The organism is Deefgea chitinilytica (genome assembly GCF_016881405.1).
Lineage (GTDB): Bacteria > Pseudomonadota > Gammaproteobacteria > Burkholderiales > Chitinibacteraceae > Deefgea > Deefgea chitinilytica.
Genome location: NZ_WOFE01000002.1, coordinates 360,511 through 380,880, shown reverse-complemented (window position 1 = coordinate 380,880; position 20,370 = coordinate 360,511). Strand labels below are relative to the sequence as shown.

At 49.2% G+C, this 20,370-nt stretch carries 16 protein-coding genes and 1 tRNA gene; 10 read left to right on the top strand and 7 right to left on the bottom strand.

Translation table 11 applies throughout. The annotated features are described in order from the left end of the window. Positions 1 to 21: 21 nt before the first annotated feature. The 3 genes from tgt (at position 22) to GM173_RS07470 (ending at position 5,325) form a co-directional block, all read left to right on the top strand. The gene (tgt, locus tag GM173_RS07480) at positions 22 to 1,134 is read left to right on the top strand and encodes a tRNA guanosine(34) transglycosylase Tgt (RefSeq protein WP_203570737.1); all 1,113 of its coding nucleotides are present in this window, start codon (positions 22 to 24) and stop codon (positions 1,132 to 1,134) included. A gap of 644 nt (positions 1,135 to 1,778) precedes the next feature. Further along, positions 1,779 to 4,538, top strand: coding sequence for a magnesium-translocating P-type ATPase (mgtA, locus tag GM173_RS07475; RefSeq protein WP_203570736.1), 2,760 nt, complete (start codon positions 1,779 to 1,781; stop codon positions 4,536 to 4,538). Positions 4,539 to 4,605: 67 nt separating this feature from the next. Continuing rightward, a complete protein-coding gene (locus tag GM173_RS07470) occupies positions 4,606 to 5,325 on the top strand; it encodes an MgtC/SapB family protein (protein WP_203570735.1) in 720 nt (239 codons plus the stop codon). A gap of 55 nt (positions 5,326 to 5,380) precedes the next feature. Here GM173_RS07470 and GM173_RS07465 read toward each other — a convergent pair whose 3' ends face one another. Next, on the bottom strand, positions 5,381 to 6,418 hold the full coding sequence (locus GM173_RS07465; protein WP_203570734.1) for a GGDEF domain-containing protein: 1,038 nt from the start codon (positions 6,416 to 6,418) through the stop codon (positions 5,381 to 5,383). A gap of 173 nt (positions 6,419 to 6,591) precedes the next feature. Here GM173_RS07465 and GM173_RS07460 point away from each other — a divergent pair, with 173 nt between their 5' ends. Beyond that, complete coding sequence (locus tag GM173_RS07460; RefSeq protein ID WP_203570733.1) at positions 6,592 to 7,944, top strand: HD-GYP domain-containing protein; 1,353 nt, start codon at positions 6,592 to 6,594, stop codon at positions 7,942 to 7,944. A gap of 95 nt (positions 7,945 to 8,039) precedes the next feature. Here the strand turns inward: GM173_RS07460 and GM173_RS07455 are convergent, their stop codons facing one another. Both GM173_RS07455 and GM173_RS07450 read right to left on the bottom strand, forming a co-directional pair. Further along, complete coding sequence (locus tag GM173_RS07455; protein ID WP_203570732.1) at positions 8,040 to 8,225, bottom strand: hypothetical protein; 186 nt, start codon at positions 8,223 to 8,225, stop codon at positions 8,040 to 8,042. Positions 8,226 to 8,379: 154 nt separating this feature from the next. Then, positions 8,380 to 9,267 carry an NAD-dependent epimerase/dehydratase family protein gene (locus tag GM173_RS07450; RefSeq protein ID WP_203570731.1) on the bottom strand — a complete coding sequence of 296 codons (888 nt, stop codon included), beginning with the start codon at positions 9,265 to 9,267 and terminating at the stop codon, positions 8,380 to 8,382. A gap of 182 nt (positions 9,268 to 9,449) precedes the next feature. Between GM173_RS07450 and GM173_RS07445 the strand changes: the two genes are divergently transcribed. The 4 genes from GM173_RS07445 to GM173_RS07430 all read left to right on the top strand — a co-directional run bounded on the left by GM173_RS07445 (position 9,450) and on the right by GM173_RS07430 (position 12,896). Then, entirely contained in the window at positions 9,450 to 10,475 is a 1,026-nt protein-coding gene (locus GM173_RS07445) for a CDP-6-deoxy-delta-3,4-glucoseen reductase (RefSeq protein WP_203570730.1), read from the top strand. A gap of 84 nt (positions 10,476 to 10,559) precedes the next feature. Next, positions 10,560 to 10,635: transfer RNA gene (locus tag GM173_RS07440), tRNA-Thr, on the top strand. A gap of 227 nt (positions 10,636 to 10,862) precedes the next feature. Further along, complete coding sequence (locus tag GM173_RS07435) at positions 10,863 to 12,134, top strand: O-acetylhomoserine aminocarboxypropyltransferase/cysteine synthase family protein (protein ID WP_203570729.1); 1,272 nt, start codon at positions 10,863 to 10,865, stop codon at positions 12,132 to 12,134. Positions 12,135 to 12,251: 117 nt separating this feature from the next. Further along, positions 12,252 to 12,896, top strand: coding sequence for a hypothetical protein (locus GM173_RS07430; protein ID WP_203570728.1), 645 nt, complete (start codon positions 12,252 to 12,254; stop codon positions 12,894 to 12,896). A gap of 76 nt (positions 12,897 to 12,972) precedes the next feature. Here GM173_RS07430 and GM173_RS07425 read toward each other — a convergent pair whose 3' ends face one another. Continuing rightward, entirely contained in the window at positions 12,973 to 13,422 is a 450-nt protein-coding gene (locus GM173_RS07425; RefSeq protein ID WP_203570727.1) for a bacteriohemerythrin, read from the bottom strand. A 176-nt stretch (positions 13,423 to 13,598) separates the two neighbouring features. Then, on the bottom strand, positions 13,599 to 15,644 hold the full coding sequence (locus GM173_RS07420; protein WP_203570726.1) for a M3 family metallopeptidase: 2,046 nt from the start codon (positions 15,642 to 15,644) through the stop codon (positions 13,599 to 13,601). 266 nt (positions 15,645 to 15,910) lie between these two features. Between GM173_RS07420 and GM173_RS07415 the strand changes: the two genes are divergently transcribed. Further along, the gene (locus GM173_RS07415; RefSeq protein ID WP_203570725.1) at positions 15,911 to 16,438 is read left to right on the top strand and encodes a gamma carbonic anhydrase family protein; all 528 of its coding nucleotides are present in this window, start codon (positions 15,911 to 15,913) and stop codon (positions 16,436 to 16,438) included. 156 nt (positions 16,439 to 16,594) lie between these two features. Here GM173_RS07415 and GM173_RS07410 read toward each other — a convergent pair whose 3' ends face one another. Together GM173_RS07410 and GM173_RS07405 are read right to left on the bottom strand one after the other, a co-directional pair. After that, positions 16,595 to 17,221 (bottom strand): PEP-CTERM sorting domain-containing protein, encoded by a 627-nt coding sequence (locus tag GM173_RS07410; protein ID WP_203570724.1) that lies wholly within the window; start codon positions 17,219 to 17,221, stop codon positions 16,595 to 16,597. 258 nt (positions 17,222 to 17,479) lie between these two features. Then, positions 17,480 to 18,073, bottom strand: a complete 594-nt coding sequence (locus tag GM173_RS07405; protein ID WP_203570723.1) for a PEP-CTERM sorting domain-containing protein — start codon at positions 18,071 to 18,073, stop codon at positions 17,480 to 17,482. A gap of 1,073 nt (positions 18,074 to 19,146) precedes the next feature. On the opposite strand from GM173_RS07405, the gene GM173_RS07400 reads away from it, so the two are divergent. After that, the gene (locus GM173_RS07400; RefSeq protein WP_203570722.1) at positions 19,147 to 19,893 is read left to right on the top strand and encodes a class I SAM-dependent methyltransferase; all 747 of its coding nucleotides are present in this window, start codon (positions 19,147 to 19,149) and stop codon (positions 19,891 to 19,893) included. Positions 19,894 to 20,370 lie beyond the last annotated feature (477 nt).

The following is a 20,370-nucleotide window of genomic DNA, read 5'->3' as shown; positions in this document are numbered from 1 at the left end:
TCTGGCTTGCGAGGATTTACCATGAAATTTGAATTAAACACGACTTCCGCGGGTGCGCGTCGTGGCACGTTGACACTCAATCACGGTGTCGTACAAACCCCTGTATTTATGCCGGTTGGTACCTACGGTACGGTCAAAGCAATGACGCCGCGCGATTTGAACGATATTAACGCGCAAATTATTCTCGGTAATACTTTCCATCTGTGGCTGCGCCCAGGTCTGGACGTGATTAAAGAATTCGGTGGCCTACATCAATTTATGGGCTGGGATAAGCCGATGTTGACCGATTCGGGTGGTTTTCAGGTCTTTAGCCTCGGCGCAATGCGCAAAATTTCTGAGGAAGGCGTGAAGTTTCAAAGTCCGATTAATGGCGATAAATTGTTTTTAACGCCTGAAGAATCGATGCGCATTCAAAAGGTGCTCAATTCTGACGTTGTAATGATATTCGACGAATGCACGCCGTATCCGGCGGATCATAAAACTGCCGCTGATTCGATGCGTCTCTCCTTGCGCTGGGCCAAACGCTCGAAAGACGAATTTAATAAATTGGAAAATCCGAATGCACTATTTGGAATTGTGCAAGGCGGTATGCACGAAGATTTGCGCAATGAATCGCTCGCGGGTCTGAATGAACTTGATTTTCACGGTATGGCGATTGGTGGTTTGTCGGTTGGCGAACCGAAAGAAGAAATGGAGCGCATCTTAGCGCATACCGCGCCGCAATTGCCAGTGAACAAGCCGCGTTACTTGATGGGCGTCGGTACGCCGGAGGATTTGGTGTACGGCGTTTCACAAGGGATTGATATGTTTGACTGCGTGATGCCAACCCGCAATGCCCGCAACGGCATGCTGTTTACCCGTTATGGCAATGTTAAAATCAAAAACGCGCATTACAAAAAAGACACTCGCCCGCTTGATGAAAGCTGTGATTGCTACACCTGCCGCAATTTTAGCCGCGCTTACTTGCATCATTTATTCCGTTGCCAAGAAATCCTGAGCGCACAACTCAATACCATCCACAATTTGCACTACTACCAAGTGCTGATGGCGGAGATGCGTGCCGCGATTGAAGTCGATCAGTTTCCGCAATTTGTCGCAAAATTCAACGCCGACCGTGCACGTGGCGTCGATTGATCGTTTTAACGTGTAGTTTAAGCTAGACCACCACAGCCACCTTGCGTGGCTGTTGGCGTATATGCTTCTATGCAATATAAAACATTGCTTTTGGCTAGATACCCTTGTGATTTGTTAGTGGCGCTTTGCTCTACTCAATTTATTTCATCTGGGAACCTGCCACTTTTCGCTGTTCGGAAATATTTACTTTCCCGCCTTTTCGCCTTGACCCCAGCGCAGCTTCGGCCTACCTTACGCGCATCTTTTTTTGATGGAGTCCAATTGTGGACAGTAGTCCGAGTTGTCGATCGATGATCGATTGCTAGGCAAGGCCATCGCAGGACTTCCATTCTGCTGCTGCCTTGCCAAGCTCATTGGCGGGTAGTGGCATCACTGCGTTATTCCAACGCGGCGTTTCCTCATCCGTATACTTTTTAGTCCCATTTCTTTGCGAGGCAGCTTGCTCCGTCGTTTGGCTTTGCCGTTTCTACGGTTTGTCGCGTCTGGCTGTGTAAGCTGATGCACGCAGCTCTTGAGCAGCCGTGCGGCTTCGCGTTTGAAATGTCGTCTTTGCACTGACTGCTGATCCGCAGCGGCGCATGATCGAGATCGGACTTCACCTTGCCATAGGCTGGGCGCAGGCACGCGCTCGGCAGGAGTGATGTATGCGTTTTTTTAAATTCAATATTTTGGCCTTTTTGCAACAAGGTCTGAGCGCGAAGCAATTTCGCCGCCGTGCTTTTGCCGATCTGCTGCGTGGTAGCGAAGCGGGTAAGGCCTCGCTCAATGATGTCGCGCCTGATTTTATCGAGCGGATTCAGGTGCAATCGCAATTAATCCCCAGTGTTTTACTCAATCGTTTGGGCACGCAAGAAGCGGGCTTGTCTGACGCTGAAGCGACGGCAAAACGCGAGCGCGTCGGTTTGAATGAAGTTGAGCACGAAAAGCCGATGTCTTGGTACCAGCATTTGTGGTTGTGCTATCGCAATCCATTCAATGTGCTGCTCACGGTGCTGGCGCTGATTTCCTATGCCAGCGACGATGATATTGCGACGGTGGTGATCGCCAGCATGGTGCTGATTTCAACGCTTCTGCGCTTTGCGCAAGAAAAACGCAGCAATACCGCCGCCGACAAGCTCAAGGCGATGGTCAGCAATACCGCAACCGTCTTGCGTCGCGATATCGCGCCCGATGCTGAATACCATACCGCAACGTCGCTGCATGCTAGAGACGCGCACCGCATCGAGTTGCCGATTAAGCTGCTCGTTCCCGGCGATATCGTGGTGCTGTCGGCGGGCGATATGATTCCGGCTGATTTGCGGATTCTGACGGCGAAAGATTTATTCATCAGCCAAGCCGCGCTAACGGGTGAATCGATGCCAGTGGAGAAATTTGCTGAGCAGCGCGATCACAGCGTTAGAAACCCGCTAGAGCGCGACAATCTGTGCTTTATGGGCACCAATGTCATCAGTGGCACGGCGCTGGCGGTGGTGATTGGCACGGGCAATCAAACCTATTTTGGCGCTTTGGCGCATCGAGTGACCAGCCAAGATCGTGCAGTCACGCAGTTTCAGGCTGGCGTGAATCAGGTCAGCTGGGTGCTCATTCGCTTTATGTTTGTGATGGCACCGGTCGTCTTGTTCTTGAATGGTTTCACCAAGGGCGATTGGGTTGAAGCAGCGTTTTTTGCATTGTCGGTGGCGGTGGGCTTAACGCCAGAAATGCTGCCGATGATTGTGACGTCAACGCTGGCTAAAGGCGCGGTGCTGCTGAGCCGGAAAAAAGTCATCGTTAAGCGGCTCGATGCGATTCAAAACTTCGGTGCGATGAACGTTTTATGCACCGATAAAACCGGCACCTTAACGCAAGACAAAATCGTGCTGGAGCGGCATACCGACGTATTTGGCGAGCAAGCCGATGTCGTGCTGGATATGGCTTATCTAAATAGCTATTACCAGACGGGTTTGAAAAACCTGCTCGATGTGGCGGTGCTGGAGCATGCCGAGATTCATAATCAGCTTAATCTTGCCAGTCAGTTTCGCAAAGTCGATGAGATTCCGTTTGATTTTGTGCGGCGGCGAATGTCGGTGGTACTCAGCGAATATGATGATCAACATCTATTGATTTGCAAGGGCGCACTGGAAGAAATGCTTGCAGTGTGTACGCAAGTGCAGCACGGCGATACGGTTGAGCCACTCAGCCCCACGCTATTGGAAAAAATCCGTAGTGTGACGACAGAGCTCAATCAAGAAGGGCTGCGTGTGGTGGCTGTGGCGACCAAACGTTTAGTGCCCGAGCGCGATATTTATAGTGTGCTTGATGAGGCCGAGTTGACCTTGGTCGGTTATATCGCTTTCCTAGACCCTCCGAAAGAAACCACCGCGCCCGCACTGAAAGCGCTGCAAACTAGCGGCATCGATGTCAAAGTGTTAACGGGCGATAATGAGTTGGTCACGCTGAAAGTCTGCAAAGAAGTTGGCCTCACCGTGAAAGGAGTCTTGCTCGGCAGCAAAATTGATTTGATGGATGATGCGCAATTAGCGGCCGCAGCCGATACGGCAACGGTGTTTGCCAAATTATCGCCGCTGCAAAAAGAGCGTCTGGTGATGGCTTTGCGCGGCAACGGCCATGTGGTTGGCTTTATGGGCGACGGTATTAATGACGCTCCGGCATTACGCGCCGCCGATATCGGGATTTCAGTTGATTCGGGGGTGGATATCGCTAAAGAAGCCGCCGATATTATTCTGCTAGAAAAGAATTTGATGGTGCTGGAGGCGGGCGTGATCGAAGGCCGCAAGACCTTCGCCAATATGCTCAAATACACCAAAATGACTGCCAGCTCGAATTTTGGCAATGTGTTTTCGGTGCTGGTCGCCAGTGCGTTTATCCCATTCTTGCCGATGTTGCCTTTGCATCTTTTGGTGCAAAACCTGCTTTACGATGTATCGCAAGTGGCGATTCCGTTTGATAACGTCGACGAAGAGTTGCTGCTGCAGCCGCAAAAGTGGAATCCAAACGAGCTGAGCCGTTTTATGCTGTTCTTTGGCCCGATTAGCTCGATCTTTGATATCGCGACGTTCGCGTTGATGTGGTTTGTATTTAGCGCGAACACGCCAGAAAACCAAACGCTATTCCAATCGGGTTGGTTTATTGAAGGTTTGCTATCGCAAACTTTGATCGTACACATGATCCGTACGCGCAAGATTCCATTCTTCCAAAGCCGCGCTGCGTGGCCTTTGATTGCGATGACGGTGGTGATTGTGGCGATTGGGATTTTTCTGCCGATGGGGCCGTTGGCGAGCTACTTTAAGCTTGAGCCATTGCCACTGAGCTACTTCCCATGGCTGATCGCAATATTGCTGGGCTACGCTTCGCTCACGCAAGCGATGAAAGGGTTTTACGCGAGACGTTACGGCTGGCAATAAGCGTGTCACTGAAGATATTTATCATGATGGCGCGGGCGGCTGCGCCATTTTTATTTAAGGAAGCAAGATGCAAACCTTGGCCAACTTCAGCTGGTTTAGCTTATTTGATACTTTAATTAGTTTGGTGGTCGCGTTTGTGCTTGGCTCATTGATTGGTTACGAGCGGCAATATCGGCAACGTACCGCCGGGCTGCGCACCAATACTTTGGTCGCCGTTGGCGCGGCGATTTTTGTCGATATGGCGTATAGCCTTGACGGTTCGGGTGGCGCAGCACGCGTCGTCGCCTATGTGGTGTCCGGCGTTGGTTTTTTGGGCGCGGGGACGATTATGAAAGACGGTCTGAATGTTCGCGGTCTGAATACCGCCGCGACCTTGTGGGGTTCGGCCGCCGTAGGCGCTTGCGCTGGCGCGCATTTGATTGTTGAAGCGGTGCTGGCCGCGCTATTCGTACTCGCCGCGAATACTTTATTGCGCCCGGTTGTGAAGGCTATTAATCGCCAGCCTATTAATGATGAAGACAGCGAAGTGATATACCAGCTTTGCGTGATTGTCGACGAAGCGCAGCAAAAATACGCGATGGCTAAATTAGAGCTGTTGCTGGAAGAAGCGCAGTGCCCTTTAAGCAATGTCGATGTGACGCCGTTTGGTGATGATGACGTTGAAATTACTGCCACTTTGCCATCGGGTGCGGTGGAGTCGGCAACGCTGGACGCGATGATCGAAAAACTGATTGCCTTGCCTCCTGTGAAGCAAGTGTTTTGGAGTAATCCGAGCACGACAGAGTAGGGTGATTGTGAAAGTAGGTAAGGCGTGGTCTACCGTCATCGACGGGATTTGAACATCAAAACAATTCTTCACTGCCGCTTTGTATTTGACTTTCTGGCAAGGTATCAAAAAATAACATTTGATTGCGGCCGCCTTCTTTGGCTGCATACAAAGCTAAGTCGGCGCGTCCTAATGTCATGCTGAGTACTTCAAACGGTCGAATATCGGTAATGCCGCCACTAATCGTGATGGTGCCAATTTGGGCAAAATCATGCTGGGCTACCGCTTCGCGAAATCGTTCTAACGCCATCGCCACGCTGGCTCGGGTTTGTGGCCCAAGAATGATCACAAATTCCTCGCCACCAAAGCGAAATAGATAATCAACTTCGCGAAAATTTTGTCGCTTGATTTGCGAGATAGTGAGCAGTACTTCGTCGCCAAATAAATGTCCCCATTTATCATTAACGCGTTTGAAGTGGTCAATATCGAGCACGACCAAAAAATAATAGTTTGTCTCGTCATCGCGGCTCAATTGTTGTAGTTGCTCAGTGCTGGGCAAGTTTTGCAGCGAGGACACTATTTTTAATAGCTGCCGTTCTAGCGTTTTACGATTGAGCAAGCCGGTCAGCGTATCGGTTTCACCATAATCGAGTAAGGCAATATGGTTTTCATAAATTCGCACTATTCCCTGCAGCATCCGTAAATCAGCCGCTGACAATCCGTTTTTTAAGCGAAAATCAAGTAGGGCGTACAGTTCGTTTTGTCGGTTCAGACATAAAATGACACGTAAACCGGTGGGATCAATCAATAATCCACTATTGCTGTGCAAAGCACTGGCTAGAAAACCATCTGCGGTATGCGGCGTTGGTGATTGTTTTGCCCGCAGTTGTTCCATCGAGTGTTGGCGTATGCCTTGTTGATCAAATTCGACTAGTAAATGCAATTCTGGGCGTTGATTCGCGCGATGAGTGACGCGATAAAAATCCATGACGTCAGCTTGCAGCATTTCAAACAGCGTGATGCATAAACTAGCTGCCAAATCATCACGATCAATTAAGCCAGTAAATTCGGCTAAAGAGTGCAATAAGTCAGGTGGATTGGATTTGTGCAGCATGGCTTAGCTTCCGGCGGCTTACTTCATTCAATCACCATAGTGCACAACGTCTGTTTTGTCATTGGGGGCGGCATTTGCTGTTCTTTGCTGATCGCTACATATTGGCAAGAGTTCTGCTGCTGTACGGCGAAGTTTTATGTCTATACTTTGAAGCTGTGTTTTGGAGTAAAAAATTGGTCGATAAGCTTAAACTCGCTGAATTACTCGGTGCACTTTCTTATGCCTTAGATATGACTGAGGGGCAACCAGAAGGGCATTGCGTTCGTTGCTGCTGGATTGGTGTGCATATCGGAAGACAAATCGGCATGGACGAGCAAGCGATTTGGGCTTTGTACTATACCTTGCTGCTCAAAGATTTGGGCTGCAGTAGCAATGCAGCGCGCATTTGTGAATTGTATCTCACTGATGATCAGAGCTTTAAGCGAGACTTTAAGCTGGTCGGCAGCAATGTATCGCAGGTACTGAGTTTCGTTTTTCAGCACACCGGGCGCAATCAAAGTTGGACTAAACGTCTGACGTCGATTTTGAATATCATTCGTAACGGTGATGCGATTGCTAATGAGTTGATTAAAACCCGCTGTGATCGCGGTGCGCGGATTGCGCGGCAGTTGCGGTTTCCAGAGACGGTAGCCTTGGGAATTCATTCACTGGATGAGCATTGGGATGGTTCAGGGCGACCAGAAGCATTGCGTGGCGACGCTATTCCATTGAATGCGCGGATTGCTTTGTTGGCGCAAGTGATTGATGTCTTTCATTTTTCGCATGGAAAACAGGCGGCGCTGCAAGAAATCAAGCTGCGCGCCGGTTTTTGGTTTGATCCGGCTTTAGTTGCGGCATTTGAAGTGGTGGCAAACGATGCCGCTTTTTGGCAAGTTTTAGATGACGCACACATCGCGTCGGCAGTGCAATCACTAGAGCCCGCGCAGTTTACCTTGCCACTGGATGATGCGTATATGGACGACATTGCATCGGCATTTGGTCAGGTGGTCGATGCAAAAAGCCCGTTTACTGCCGGCCATTCTGAGCGTGTCGGTTTTTATGCCGAAGCGATTGCACAAGAATTGGGTTTGCCTGTGGCGCAATGCAATTGGATTAAGCGCGCGGCGCTATTACATGATGTGGGCAAATTGGGAGTGAGCAGCGCCATTTTAGAAAAGCCCGGCCGCCTGACTGACGAAGAGTTTCGCGCGGTGCAGCAACACGCGCGTTTAACTGAAGAAATCCTTGGCAAAATCGCGCAATTTGACGAGTTGGCTACAGTGGCTGGTGCCCACCACGAGCGACTCGATGGGAACGGTTATCCCCGCCGTTTGAGCGCCGCTGAGATCCGCTTGGAAACTCGGATTATTACCGTGGCCGATATTTTCGATGCCATCAGTGCCGAGCGTCCATACCACGCCGCCAATTCACCAGAGCGAACTTTAGAGATTATGCAGGGGATGGTGGATTCTGCGATTGATCGCGAATGCTTTGCCGCTTTGCAAAATGTATTGCTGCGCGAAATCAAGCAGTCCATTGTTGATTAGGTTTTGGTGTATCTGCTGCTAGCCATTATATTAATTGGTCTAGCGAGCAATACATCTTTGTTGCTGGGCGGTAGAGTGTCTTGCCGCCGATCAAGCTATTCTTTGTGCATCGATTTGTGCCCGCAAATTTGCTTGGCGTGTACATAGAGATGCGGATTAAAGTGCACTTCATCCGCGATTGCGGTGGGCGAGCTAGGTGATTTTTTATCTGCCCACCAGCAGTACAGCAAGTAAACCGCAAAGCCGATGATGAGCGCAATCGGGATCAATGTTGCAGGCATTTCTTCGCTTCCTTTTGTTTTTCGTCAGGATATACAAAGAAATAAAAAAGTCAAAACACATAATTATTAAATAATTATGAAAATTTCCCTTGTTTGCGATGGCGTTCAATTTTTATCAGTGACAAAAATGACAACTGTGCACGGTGAATAAACCTCAGCAGTGCTGAGCGATGAAATCACTGAGCGTTGGATAAGCGAGTTTGAGTCTGAGTTCGCGTTTGGCGCGTGCGTTACTGATTTGTCGCGATTCGTTTAAATAGGAAAGCAGGGCGGGCGAGAGCTGGCTTTGCGCTGCCGCACGGCTGATACGAGGTGGACGAGCCAGTTGGGCGTAGTCGGCGATTTGGTCAAAATAATCACCCATTTTGTGCGGTTCATCGTCAACAATATTGTAAGTACGCAGCGGCAAGCCACGAAACAAAGCTAAACACAGCGCATGCGCCAAATCGTCAGCATGAATGTGATTGCTGTAACTATCCTCTGTAGCATGCAAAACGGGATCACCACGCCGCACCCGCTCCAGCGGCAATCGCTCAGCGGCGTAAATGCCGGGCGCACGCAAAATACTTAAGCGCACCCCATGGCGGCCAGCCCAATTGCGCAGCTGTGTTTCGGCATCGACTCGGCGTAGCGCGCGTGTTGATTGGGCGCGCAAAGGCTGCGTTTCATCAATCCATTCGCCACCGCAATCGCCATACACGCCGCTGGTGCTGATGTAAACTGCGCGGCGTAAGCCTTGTGGTAAAATTTTACTTCGGTTGGTGTGGCCCAGAGCGGCCAGCAAGGCCTTCGTTCTCGCGTCGCCTTGGCGCTCACCAGGTGGTGCGCTGTGAATCAAAAATTGGGCAATCCCTCTCAGTCTGCGTAAACTTTGTGCATGATCTAAATCGGCATAGATCGGTATTACACCTAGGGTATTGAGTTGTAGTGCAGACTTATCAGTGCGTGCAGTCGCATACACCGTAAAACGTTGTTTTAGCCAAGGCAAGGCACGGCGCACGACGTCGCCGCAACCCACAATTAATAAGCGGGGTTTGTTCATTCAAGGCCTCGCGTTGCAAATATAAGTACGGAAATATGGATGAGCCAACAACTTACCATCTCCTCTTCGGGCTAGCAAATTCGGTATTTGAAGGGAGAGCGATCCTCGATTTTGTGCTTCGTGATGGTTTTGAAAGCGTTTAAAACCGTAGTTTTATAAATAATTTATGGACATAAAAGAGTATGAGCCAACAACTTACCATCGAACCCTCGGGCCAGCAACTTTCGGTATTTGAAGGAGAAACCATCCTCGATGCCGCGATGCGTGAAGGGTTTAATATGCCCTACGGCTGCAAAAATGGTTCTTGTGGAGCTTGCAAAGGCAAAGTGCTCAGCGGCGAAGTCGTCCACGACGCGCATTCTGAGACCGCGTTGAGCCAAGCCGAAGCTGAAAAAGGCTACGCACTATTTTGCTGTGCCAAACCAGTAAGCAGCTCGGTCAGTATTGAATGTCGAGAAGTCGCCGCGACCAAAGACATTCAAATCAAAACTTTGCCCACGCGGGTGGAGGCGATTCATAAAGTTTCGCACGATGTGGCTGTGCTGACTTTGAAACTCCCGTCGACTGAAAAACTCACCTTTTTGGCTGGGCAGTACATTGATATTCATACCAAAACAGGCAAGAAACGCAGTTTTTCGATTGCCAATGCGCCGGAGCAAGAAGGCTTTATTGAATTGCATATTCGACGTGTGCCGGGCGGTGAATTTTCTGAATATATGTGGAATACACTGCGCGAACGCGAAATTTTCCGTTTCACGGGACCGCTGGGATCGTTCTTTTTGCGTGAAGACAGCGATAAACCGATTTTATTTTTGGCTACAGGGACGGGGTTTGCGCCGATTAAAGGTATCGTTGAGCATGCGTTGGCGAAAAATACACAACGCGAGATGGTGCTCTATTGGGGGTGCCGTAGCTTAGAAGACCTGTATATGCCGTATTTGCCATCTGAATGGCAGCAGGAATATCCAAACTTCACTTTTATCCCGGTGTTGTCTGAGCCAAAACCCGAAGACGCATGGCAAGGCCGGACGGGCTTTTTACATGAGGTGGTGTTGGAAGACTTTAATAACCTGAAAAACTTCCAAGTGTACGCATGCGGTGCCCCGGTGATGGTCGAGGCGGCGTATACGAGTTTTGTTGCCCACCAATTACCAGCCGATGAATTTTTCTCTGACGCCTTCTTTAGTAGCAAGGATGTGAATCAATAAACGTCGTAAAACCAAACGTTTATCAATTAAATTGTAAGTTGTTCTTGCCTAAACGCTAGGTGTTGTATATTATGCAGTCCTGTTGCCGATGTAGCTCAGTTGGTAGAGCACCTGACTTGTAATCAGGGGGTCGCGAGTTCGATTCCTGCCGTCGGCACCAAAAATATTAAACCCCAGCAAATGCAAATTTGCTGGGGTTTTCTCATTGCTGCTGGATTATTTTTACGAGCATCTTTCATGATGCGCCCATCGCGATTCTCTCTCTTCATGCTGGCCTGCATTATTGCCTTAGATCAATCAGCAACAAGATTAGTCGTAACAAGCATTTATCATTGAAATGACAAGCTGCTAGAGTGTTTGGGTCCTTCACCCTCAGGAACACTCACGATGAAATTCGATACGCTCGCGATTCACGCCGGATACAGCCCCGATCCCACCACCAAAGCCGTGGCAGTGCCGATTTATCAAACGACCAGTTATTCGTTTGACGATACGCAGCACGGCGCTGATTTGTTTGATTTGAAAGTCAAAGGCAATATCTATACGCGGATTATGAATCCGACTACTGATGTGCTCGAGCAACGCGTTGCGGCGCTAGAAGGCGGTATCGGTGCGTTGGCACTGGCATCGGGTCAAGCGGCGATTACCTATGCGATTCTGACGATTGCCGAAGCGGGCGACAATATCATCGCCACGAGTGCCTTGTATGGTGGCACTTACAATCTGTTCGCACACACCTTGCCACAGTACGGCATTAGCGTGAAATTTGTCGATGCCAATGATCCGCAAGCCGCTGCCGCGCTGATTGATGAGAAAACCAAGGCGATTTATTGCGAATCAATCGGCAATCCGCTCGGTAACGTGGTTGATTTTGCTGCTTTTGCTGCTGTGGCGCACGCTGGTGGCGTGCCGCTGATCGTTGATAACACGGTGCCAACGCCGTATCTGACGCGACCAATTGAGCATGGTGCAGATATTGTGGTGCATAGTTTGACCAAGTATATGGGCGGTCATGGTACGAGCATTGGCGGGATTATTGTCGATAGCGGCAAGTTCCCTTGGGCTGAGCACAAAGCGCGTTTTCGTCGCCTGAACGAGCCAGAAGTGAGCTATCACGGCGTAATTTACACCGAAGCGCTGGGTGAAGCTGCCTTTATCGGCCGCGCCCGCACGGTGCCACTGCGCAATATGGGTGCGTGCATTTCGCCATTTAATTCGTTCTTGATTTTGCAGGGCTTAGAAACGTTGGCGCTACGCATGGATCGGCATGTGGAAAATGCGCTTAAAGTCGCTGATTTCCTCAAAGGACACGCAAAAGTCGCTTGGGTGAACTACGCGGGGCAGGCTGGTCATCCAAGTAAAGCTTTGGTTGATCAGTACTTCGGTGGAAAAGCATCGGGTCTACTGACGTTTGGTGTGAGTGGCGGCCGTGATGGTGGCGCTCGTTTTCAAGATGCGCTGCAATTGATTACGCGTTTGGTGAATATTGGCGACGCTAAATCTCTGGCTTGCCATCCAGCCAGCACGACGCACCGCCAATTGTCGCCGGATGAACTCAAAAAAGCAGGGGTTTCCGAAGACATGGTTCGTTTGTCGATTGGCATCGAGCATATCGACGATATTTTGGCTGATTTGGAGCAAGCGCTCGCGCAGGTGTAGTATTTTTTTTAGGGGATGACTTAGTCATAAAAATGCAACACACAGCGGATTGAAATCAGTGCAGAATGGGATAAAAAATGATTTATACCGTTTATACACTTAATTCAGGAGCTATTTATGCCTAAGTCCCCTCTGCAAGCATCCAGTGAAGCGGTGATTGCTGCCAATGAAGCAAAAATGGCAGCCGCCGCTGCAAAACCTGCAACCGCAGCTAAGCCCCGTCCAGCGGCAAAGTCGGCGCAAGCGACAAAATCAGTCGCAGCAGCGAAGCCAGCTCCAGCGGCTAAATCCGCTCCCGCTGCGAAGCCAGCTCCAGCAGCAAAACCCGCAGCGACTACCAAGTCTAGCCTTGCAGCAAAACCAGCCCCAGCCAAAGCCGTAGCGGTAAAACCTGTTGCGGTAAAACCCGCGGCCAAGCCAGAAGAGATCGCTCAAGCCTTGCTCGCCGAAGAGTCGAATGCCGCACCGGTGGCGAAGATGGAAAAGAAACTTGATCGCGCGACGGTGTTGGTGCAAAAAAAATCAGCACAAAAGAAAGCGGCTAAGAAACCCAAATTAGTCCGTGATAGCTTTACTTTCCCAGCCAACGATTACGCACAGATCGCTGCGCTCAAACAGCAGCTATTAAAAGCGGGCGTGGAAGTGAAAAAAAGCGAATTAATGCGAGCAGGTTTGGCTGCTTTGGTGGCGATGGATCAAGCGCAATTACTTGCAACGATTGCTGGCCTAGAGAAAATTAAAACCGGCCGTCCTGCGAAGTAATATTGGGGTATTGCCATGTAGGTAATGTAAATGAAACGCTTTATACATATACCTACATGGTTATTTCATGGCTGCGTTATGACCAGAAACGCTCCAACCAACCTTTCTTTTGCCAAGTGCGCTGCGCGCCGCGCGACAAAAAATGCTCAACGTAACGTTGGTCGCCTTCCATAATGTGATTGGTTAGCCAATTGCGCAAAAAATGTAGCAACTCAAACGACACCGCATCGCCGTGATTCATGCGTTCTTGTAAATCCTGCATTTGTTGGATCAAGTCTTCATGATGTTTTTTGTGCGCTTCGTAATCGGGGTAGGCCAAAATTCGCATCAAACTTTCTTCGACGGTGAAGTGAATCCGCGTGTAGTCAGCGAGTCGATTTAAAATTTCCACCGACGCTTCGCGCCCGTGATGCTGACGAATTGCCTCATGCAATTCATTGAGCAAGTTGACCAGCACTTTGTGCTGCTCGTCGATCTCTTGAATCCCGACCGATAAGCTGTCATTCCATTCGATTAATAAACTCATTGCTGCACTCCACGTTGAAGCGCTCATATTGCCCAGAGCGAATTTGTGCAACTTGATATAGATCAACAAACGCCAGCACTCTCTATGTCGCAGCAGTAAATGCGATGAATATGCGACACATAAAAAAAGCGGAACCGAAGTTCCGCTTGGTGTGTTTTACATAATGCGCTGAATGATTAAGCGGTCAGCCCATTGTGGCGTAACAAGGCATCAATCGCTGGCGCGCGGCCGCGGAAAGCGGCAAAGGATTCGGCCGCTGGGCGTGAGCCACCGACGGCCAAAATTTCCTTGCGGAAACGTGCGCCGACTTCGGCATTCACTACGCTGTGACCGGTTTGATCCGCTGCTTCTTCAAATGCCGCATACGCATCGGCGCTCAATACTTCCGCCCACTTGTAGCTGTAATAACCCGCCGCGTAGCCGCCAGCAAAAATATGGCTAAACGATTGCGGGAAGCGGTTGTATTCTGGTGGCAAAGGCAGCGCTAATTCTTGTTGTACCGCTTGCGCGAACGTCGTTAAATCGCCAGCCGAAACCGCTTCTGATTTTTGGTGCAAAGCCATATCAAAAATCGAGAAATACAACTGGCGTTGCAACCCTGAGCCGCTGTGGAAGTTTTTCGCCGCCAGCATTTTATCAAATAGCGGGCGGGGTAACGATTCGCCAGACTCGATGTGATGCGTCAAAGCAGGCAATACCTGCCATTCCCAGCAGAAGTTTTCCATAAACTGGCTTGGCAATTCCACCGCATCCCATTCCACGCCGCTGATGCCTGATACTTCCAATTCATCCACCTCAGTCAGCAAATGATGCAGCGCATGGCCCATTTCGTGGAATAGCGTAATCACGTCATCGTGCGGCAACATCGCATCTTTGCCATCCACGCCACTGGCGAAGTTACACACAATCAGCGCCACTGGCGTTTGTACCATGCCGTCTGCTCGCAATTTACGACCGCGCACATCATTCATCCACGCGCCACCTTGCTTGCCTTCGCGCGCATGCAAATCCATATACAGACCGCCAACCAAACTGCCGTCGTTGTTTTTGAGTTCGTAATACCGTACGTCGGTATGCCACGCTGGCGCATCTGCAGCAACGAATTGCAGGCCATACAGCTCGGAAATCAATTTAAACAAGCCAGTCAGCACGGTTGGCTCGGTGAAATACTGCTTCACTTCTTGTTCGCTAAACGAGTATTTTTCTTCGCGTAGACGCTCCGATACCAAGGCCACATCCCATGCTTGCAGCTTGTCGATGCCAAATTCAGATTTCGCAAACGCTTCAAGCTCCGCACGATCTTCGAGCATAAACGGCTTAGCGCGCGCGGCTAAATCCGACAAAAATTCAATTACTTGTTCTGGGCTATCGGCCATTTTAGTGAATAAAGATTCTTCACCAAAATTCTTAAAGCCGAGCAGAGTCGCCGCTTCTTGGCGTAGCGCCAAGATTTCTGGAATCAACTTGCCGTTATCCCATTCGGCCTTGCCAAATTCCGAAGCGCGCGTTGAATACGCTTTATACAATTGTTCGCGCAGCGGGCGGTTTTGTACGTATTGCATCACCGGCATATACGATGGCATTTTTAGCGTAATTTTGTAGCCTTCTTTTTCGTCGGCTTTCGCCGCTGCTGCCGCAGCAGAGAGGTTATCGGCTGGCAGGCCAACGAGTTCTTCCGCAGTCACATACAGCGCAAAATCATCGGTTGCATCGAGCACATTTTGTGAGAATTTGGTCGTGAGTTCAGACAGTTTTTCTTCGATATCTTTGAAACGATTTTTTTGCTCGCTTGGCAATTCTGCGCCCGACAACACAAAGCCACGAATCGCATCATCAATTACCGTTTTACGCGTTGAATTCAAGCTATCGTATTCACGCTCTTTGACTGCTTTATATAAAGCAAACAGTTTTTCGTTTTGGCCAATTTCGGTAAAGAAATTCGAAATCCGTGGAATATTGGCGTTATACACTTCGCGCAATTCAGGCGAATTGACCACCGATTCCAAATGCGCCACCACACCCCAAGCGCGGCCGAGGTTTTCTAGCGGCGCCTCTAAAACGCTCAAACTATCCCACGACGCATCTGTAATTTGCTCCGCCGCCGCAATCGCCGCTGTGGCATCCGCCAGCAAAATATCCAGCGCAGGATTCACGTGTTCGGGTTTGACTTCGCTATAGCGAGGTAAATCGGCAAAATCGAGGAGTGGATTAGCGAGTGTCATGAAAGCTCTCAGGTAGAATAATGAAATTGGTTGTCCACGAAATACACGAAAAGCACGAAAATAAAGTGGTTCTTCTCAGTAGGTAAGAACTTGCACTGGCAGGCTTGTCCGAAAGTGCAATGCTGTCATAGTTAGTTCGCACTGACAGATAATCAAAACGGCCTGTTTTTGCACTTTTCGTGCTTTTCGTGTTGTTCGTGGACTATGGTTTTGATCGATTTAATATAAATGGGCGTTTCTCGCCCGAATTCAAGTTAGGAGCAACAATGTCAATTGAACAATTTGATGGAATCCAACCCGAAATCGGCGCAGGCGCATGGGTGCACCCGCAAGCGAGTGTGATTGGCGAAGTGAAACTCGGTGAAAACGTCTCGATCTGGCCGGGCGCGGTGCTGCGCGGGGATGTGAATCATATCCACGTTGGCAAAGACAGCAATGTGCAAGACAACAGCGTGCTGCACACCACGCACAAACGCCCTGATGATCCGCTCGGCGCGCCGCTGGTGATCGGCGAGCGCGTCACCATCGGCCACGGCGTAATGCTGCACGGCTGCACCATCGGCAATGAATGCCTGATCGGCATGGGAACCATCGTGCTGGATCGAGTCGTCATAGAAGACCACGTGATGATCGGCGCAGGCTCGCTGGTGCCACCGAATAAAGTACTGCGTTCGGGGTATTTATATATGGGGCGGCCAGTGAAAGAAGTGCGGGCGTTAACGGAAGATGAGATTAAGCATTTTGCCTATTCGGCAGCGCATTATGTGCGGTTGATGGGGAAGTATCAGGGGTGATTTTTTTGTGAACTTTGCCCGTATGTTTTAACAAAATTATGTGAGTTGTATACGTGCAAGGTTTACAGCTATTTTTGGTGATATTAGATGCTCAAATAAATAAAAACCCGCTGGCGATGAAATTCGCTGAGCGGGTTTTCATGAAGTTGGTATTGATTATTTTGTCTTGCGGCGTCGCGCAGCCATTAGACCTAGCAAGCCCATCCCCATCAAGGCATAAGTTTCTGGCTCTGGCACAGGTGCTGTAATTGGTGCGTTTGCATTTAAAGCCCAATTCGCATTTAAATAAACAAATGATGATAAATACTGACCATCTGCGGCTTGTGCTGCTAAGGTCAAACGATAATTACCCATTGTATCAATATGATTTGGATTGCTTGGGTAAAAGGTTCCATCTCGCCTGCGCATATCTAAGAGGCTCCATCCGCCAAAGCTAGTATCTTCATACTGAGGCCCACGGTTAGTAATGGTTTGCCATGTTCCATCACTGTTTTGTTTTTCTAGCTGCGCTTGACGGCTAACTAGAGTACCAGGTCCAATTTGAGGCACTACAGCTGATGAAATATATTGAATACCAAACAGCGCAGGCGCTTTTAATTCGAAGGTATAGACATTACTAAAGTTATTGATTCGTTGATCAACTTGATTGACATCAGAAATCCAAATTTCGCGTGACGTATAGCCGTTAGTATCACTACGGCCTTCCCATGTGCCGAGATCGATCACCGCAGCAGATGCGCTCATTGATAGGAATAATGCTGTTAATGCTAGGTATCGTTTCATCGTAAGTACTTTTTGATATGAATTAATGCATTCATAATCATGGCAACTGGGGTAAATGTCAAAATATAGAAAGCCTTGTGTATTATATAAGAAATTAATTATTTGCTGTTTGTTGGTGTTTTAATATTCATCCTAAGTAACCACCGTGAACGGAGCAATGGTTTGGGGCGATAAAACGGAAATCAGTGTTGATAGCGCCATCAACAGCCACAAAAAAACCGCCAAACTAATAATTGGCGGTTTTTTAAATGGTGCTGACTATTTCATTTTACGACGACGAGCAGCCATTAGCCCCAGCAAGCCCATGCCCATCAAAGCGTAGGTTTCTGGTTCTGGAACTGGTGCGGTTATAGCTTCATTAACACGAATATTATCGATTGCAGTTTGGCGACTCCAATCTGTAGTGTAAATGACAACCCGGTTTAAACCGGTCCAATTCAGAGTTACGAGTGTTCGTTCTTTAGCGTTCGCAAAAACATCTTTGGAATAGGTTAATTTGTCACCAACATAACCCTCAAAGTGGGTTGTTCCGTTATCCCAAGCTTTTGTTGCATACAAGTCATTTAGAGTGAACGCATCGTCACTTGAGAATGAACCAGTTAGTCCGCCTGCGTAAAATCCTACATTCTCACCTGAAACCGTCCCTGTATCGTAGCCAGAACCACGATAAGCATCTCCCTTGTAGACACCAAATGCGTACCATTGAAAGCCTTGATAACCATTTGTAATCCAAGCAGGCTCAGCCCCATCTGGGGTAAATTCATCGAAGGTGATCACATTCGCTGATGCTACCGATGCTGTTGCGGTGAGCAGAGTAAGAAGTAAAGTGGATACAATTTTATTGGTTTTCATTAATACATTCTCCGACCTGTAATTTTAAATTTGTTGATTATTCTTTTTAAGAAAGCTTATTGTAACTTTGTGGAGGCGGGTTAACAAACAGCGTTAGCTAATACGCATTCAAAATATGAGCTGATCGCTTACAGCAAGCTTGGTGTTGGGCTACCGCATACTGCGGAATGATATCGTAGGGCGAAAAATGCCACGTGCATTGAGCTGTATGAAAAACGTTAAATAAAAAAACCGTCGATTGATTTTGGCGGTTTTGTTTTTTATGCGGCTGCGCCGCGTGGGGTTTGGGGCGGGGGCTGCCCGCGGCAGGTTCATTTCTTTTGCTTCTCCAAAAGAAACGAACCAAAGAAAAGGAGCCCCGGGCGCGCATCGGTCCCCGATGCCCTCGATTGTCGCGAGCCTAGGTCTCGCTCCGCACTCGGTGCGCTTGGACGGGATTTGAAAACCATGCATCCACCATTGGCGTTCTTGGTAATGTGCTGGCGCTGAGTAATCAGGATTTGCTGCTACCTATTTTTTATAGACGTATTTAGTTATAGCCATTATTTTTCAATGCTTAGCTGGCAATACATCGATATTGTTTCTTGATCGTTGATATGTGTTTTTAAACCCCTTGATATCAAACCGACGAAGTCGGTGCAGATATAGGGTCGCCTTTCTTTGCTTACTTTCTGGAGCGAAAAAGAAAGTAAGTGCCGCGCGACATTAGCGCGACTCATTCCGAAAGAACACCGCAGCAATTCTCAAAGCGCTCCGCATTCGGTGTGCTTAGACGGGATTTGAAAACCATGATTCCACTGAGCCGAGTAGGGTGCGCAAGGTTTTATTTGCGCACGCGGACTTCGCGGTAATTAAAATTTTTGCTAATTTGAATCGCATTCTCGGTGCGCAAATTCCTGCGGAATTTTCACACCCTACATGTCGATGTATTTGACTGAAGCCTTTTATTTTCAATGCTTATCGGGCAATACATCTGCTGTATTTAAGACCTCGTCAAATTACGCGAACCCTTGTCGCTGGCTGATTTGCTATGATGGGCTAGCGGTTTTCACACAATTTGTAGGAGCGTCAGCATGGGAGCGTCTCGTAACTGGTTTGAGCAAGGTGGTGAGGCTTATGCGCGTTTTCGGCCAGAGTATCCGCCTGAATTGGCGCAGTTTTTGGCGAGCATCAGCAAGGATAAGGCGCTGGCGCTGGATGTGGGCTGCGGGAATGGTCAGCTGACCCGCCAACTGGCGCAGCATTTTGATCAGGTGCTGGGCTTGGATCCGAGTAGCGATCAAATCGCCCATGCTATTGCGCATCCTCGGGTGCAGTACGCGTGCGCGCCGGCGGAGCAATTGCCGCTTGCGGATCACAGCGTTAATTTAATTACTGCGGCGCAAGCGGCGCATTGGTTTGACCTGCCTCGTTTTTATGCCCAAGTGTGGCGAGTCGCCAGCAGCAACGCCTTGCTGGCCTTGATTAGCTACGGCGTGCTGCGTTTGGATGAGGAGTTAGATGCGCGTTTCGGGCGTTTTTATTGGCAGGAAATCGGCCCGTACTGGCCTGCTGAGCGCAAGCTGGTGGATAGCGGCTACGCCGATTTGCCGTTTCCGTTTGCAGAACAGGTCGCGCCCGAGCTGGCAATTTGCAAGGCCTGGAAGCTGGATGAGTTATTAGGCTACATTTCGACGTGGTCGGCGGTGCGCCGCGTGCGCGAGGCGTCGCGCGAAGATATATTGCAAAATTTTGCCACAGAGCTGCGGTCAATGTGGGGAGACCCTAGCCAGTACCGCGCCGTGCGCTGGCCGATCAAGATGCGATTGGGGATGTTATAGCCAAAGGTTGTTGGGTTTGGTTTTGTTTTCTGCGAAATACAGCGTGTGGCGGAATGGGTTAGTCGGGCGACACAAGCCGCGCGCATTACGTTGAACCTAAAAAAATAGGAAATAAACATAAACCGTTGATTGGCTCTGACTGTTTTGCTTTATCCGGCCATGCCGCGTGGGTTTTCGGGCGGGGGCGCCCGCGGCAGGTAGCTTTTTTAATCAGCGTTTGTTACTAGCTTTGCTAGTGTCGAAGTATTTGCTTGTAGCTATTATTTTTCAATGTTTAGCTGGCAATACATCCATATTTATTCTTGATCGTTGATTGAGTGCTTTTAAAACCCTTGATATCAAGCTGACGAAGTCGGTGCAGATGTAGGGCGCTTGCATATTTTCTGCAGCGAAAAGTAAGTACCGCGCGGCATTAGCGTGACTCACGTCAACAGAATCCGCTGCCTTTCGCCTCGTGATACTTCATTTTTTTGGCAA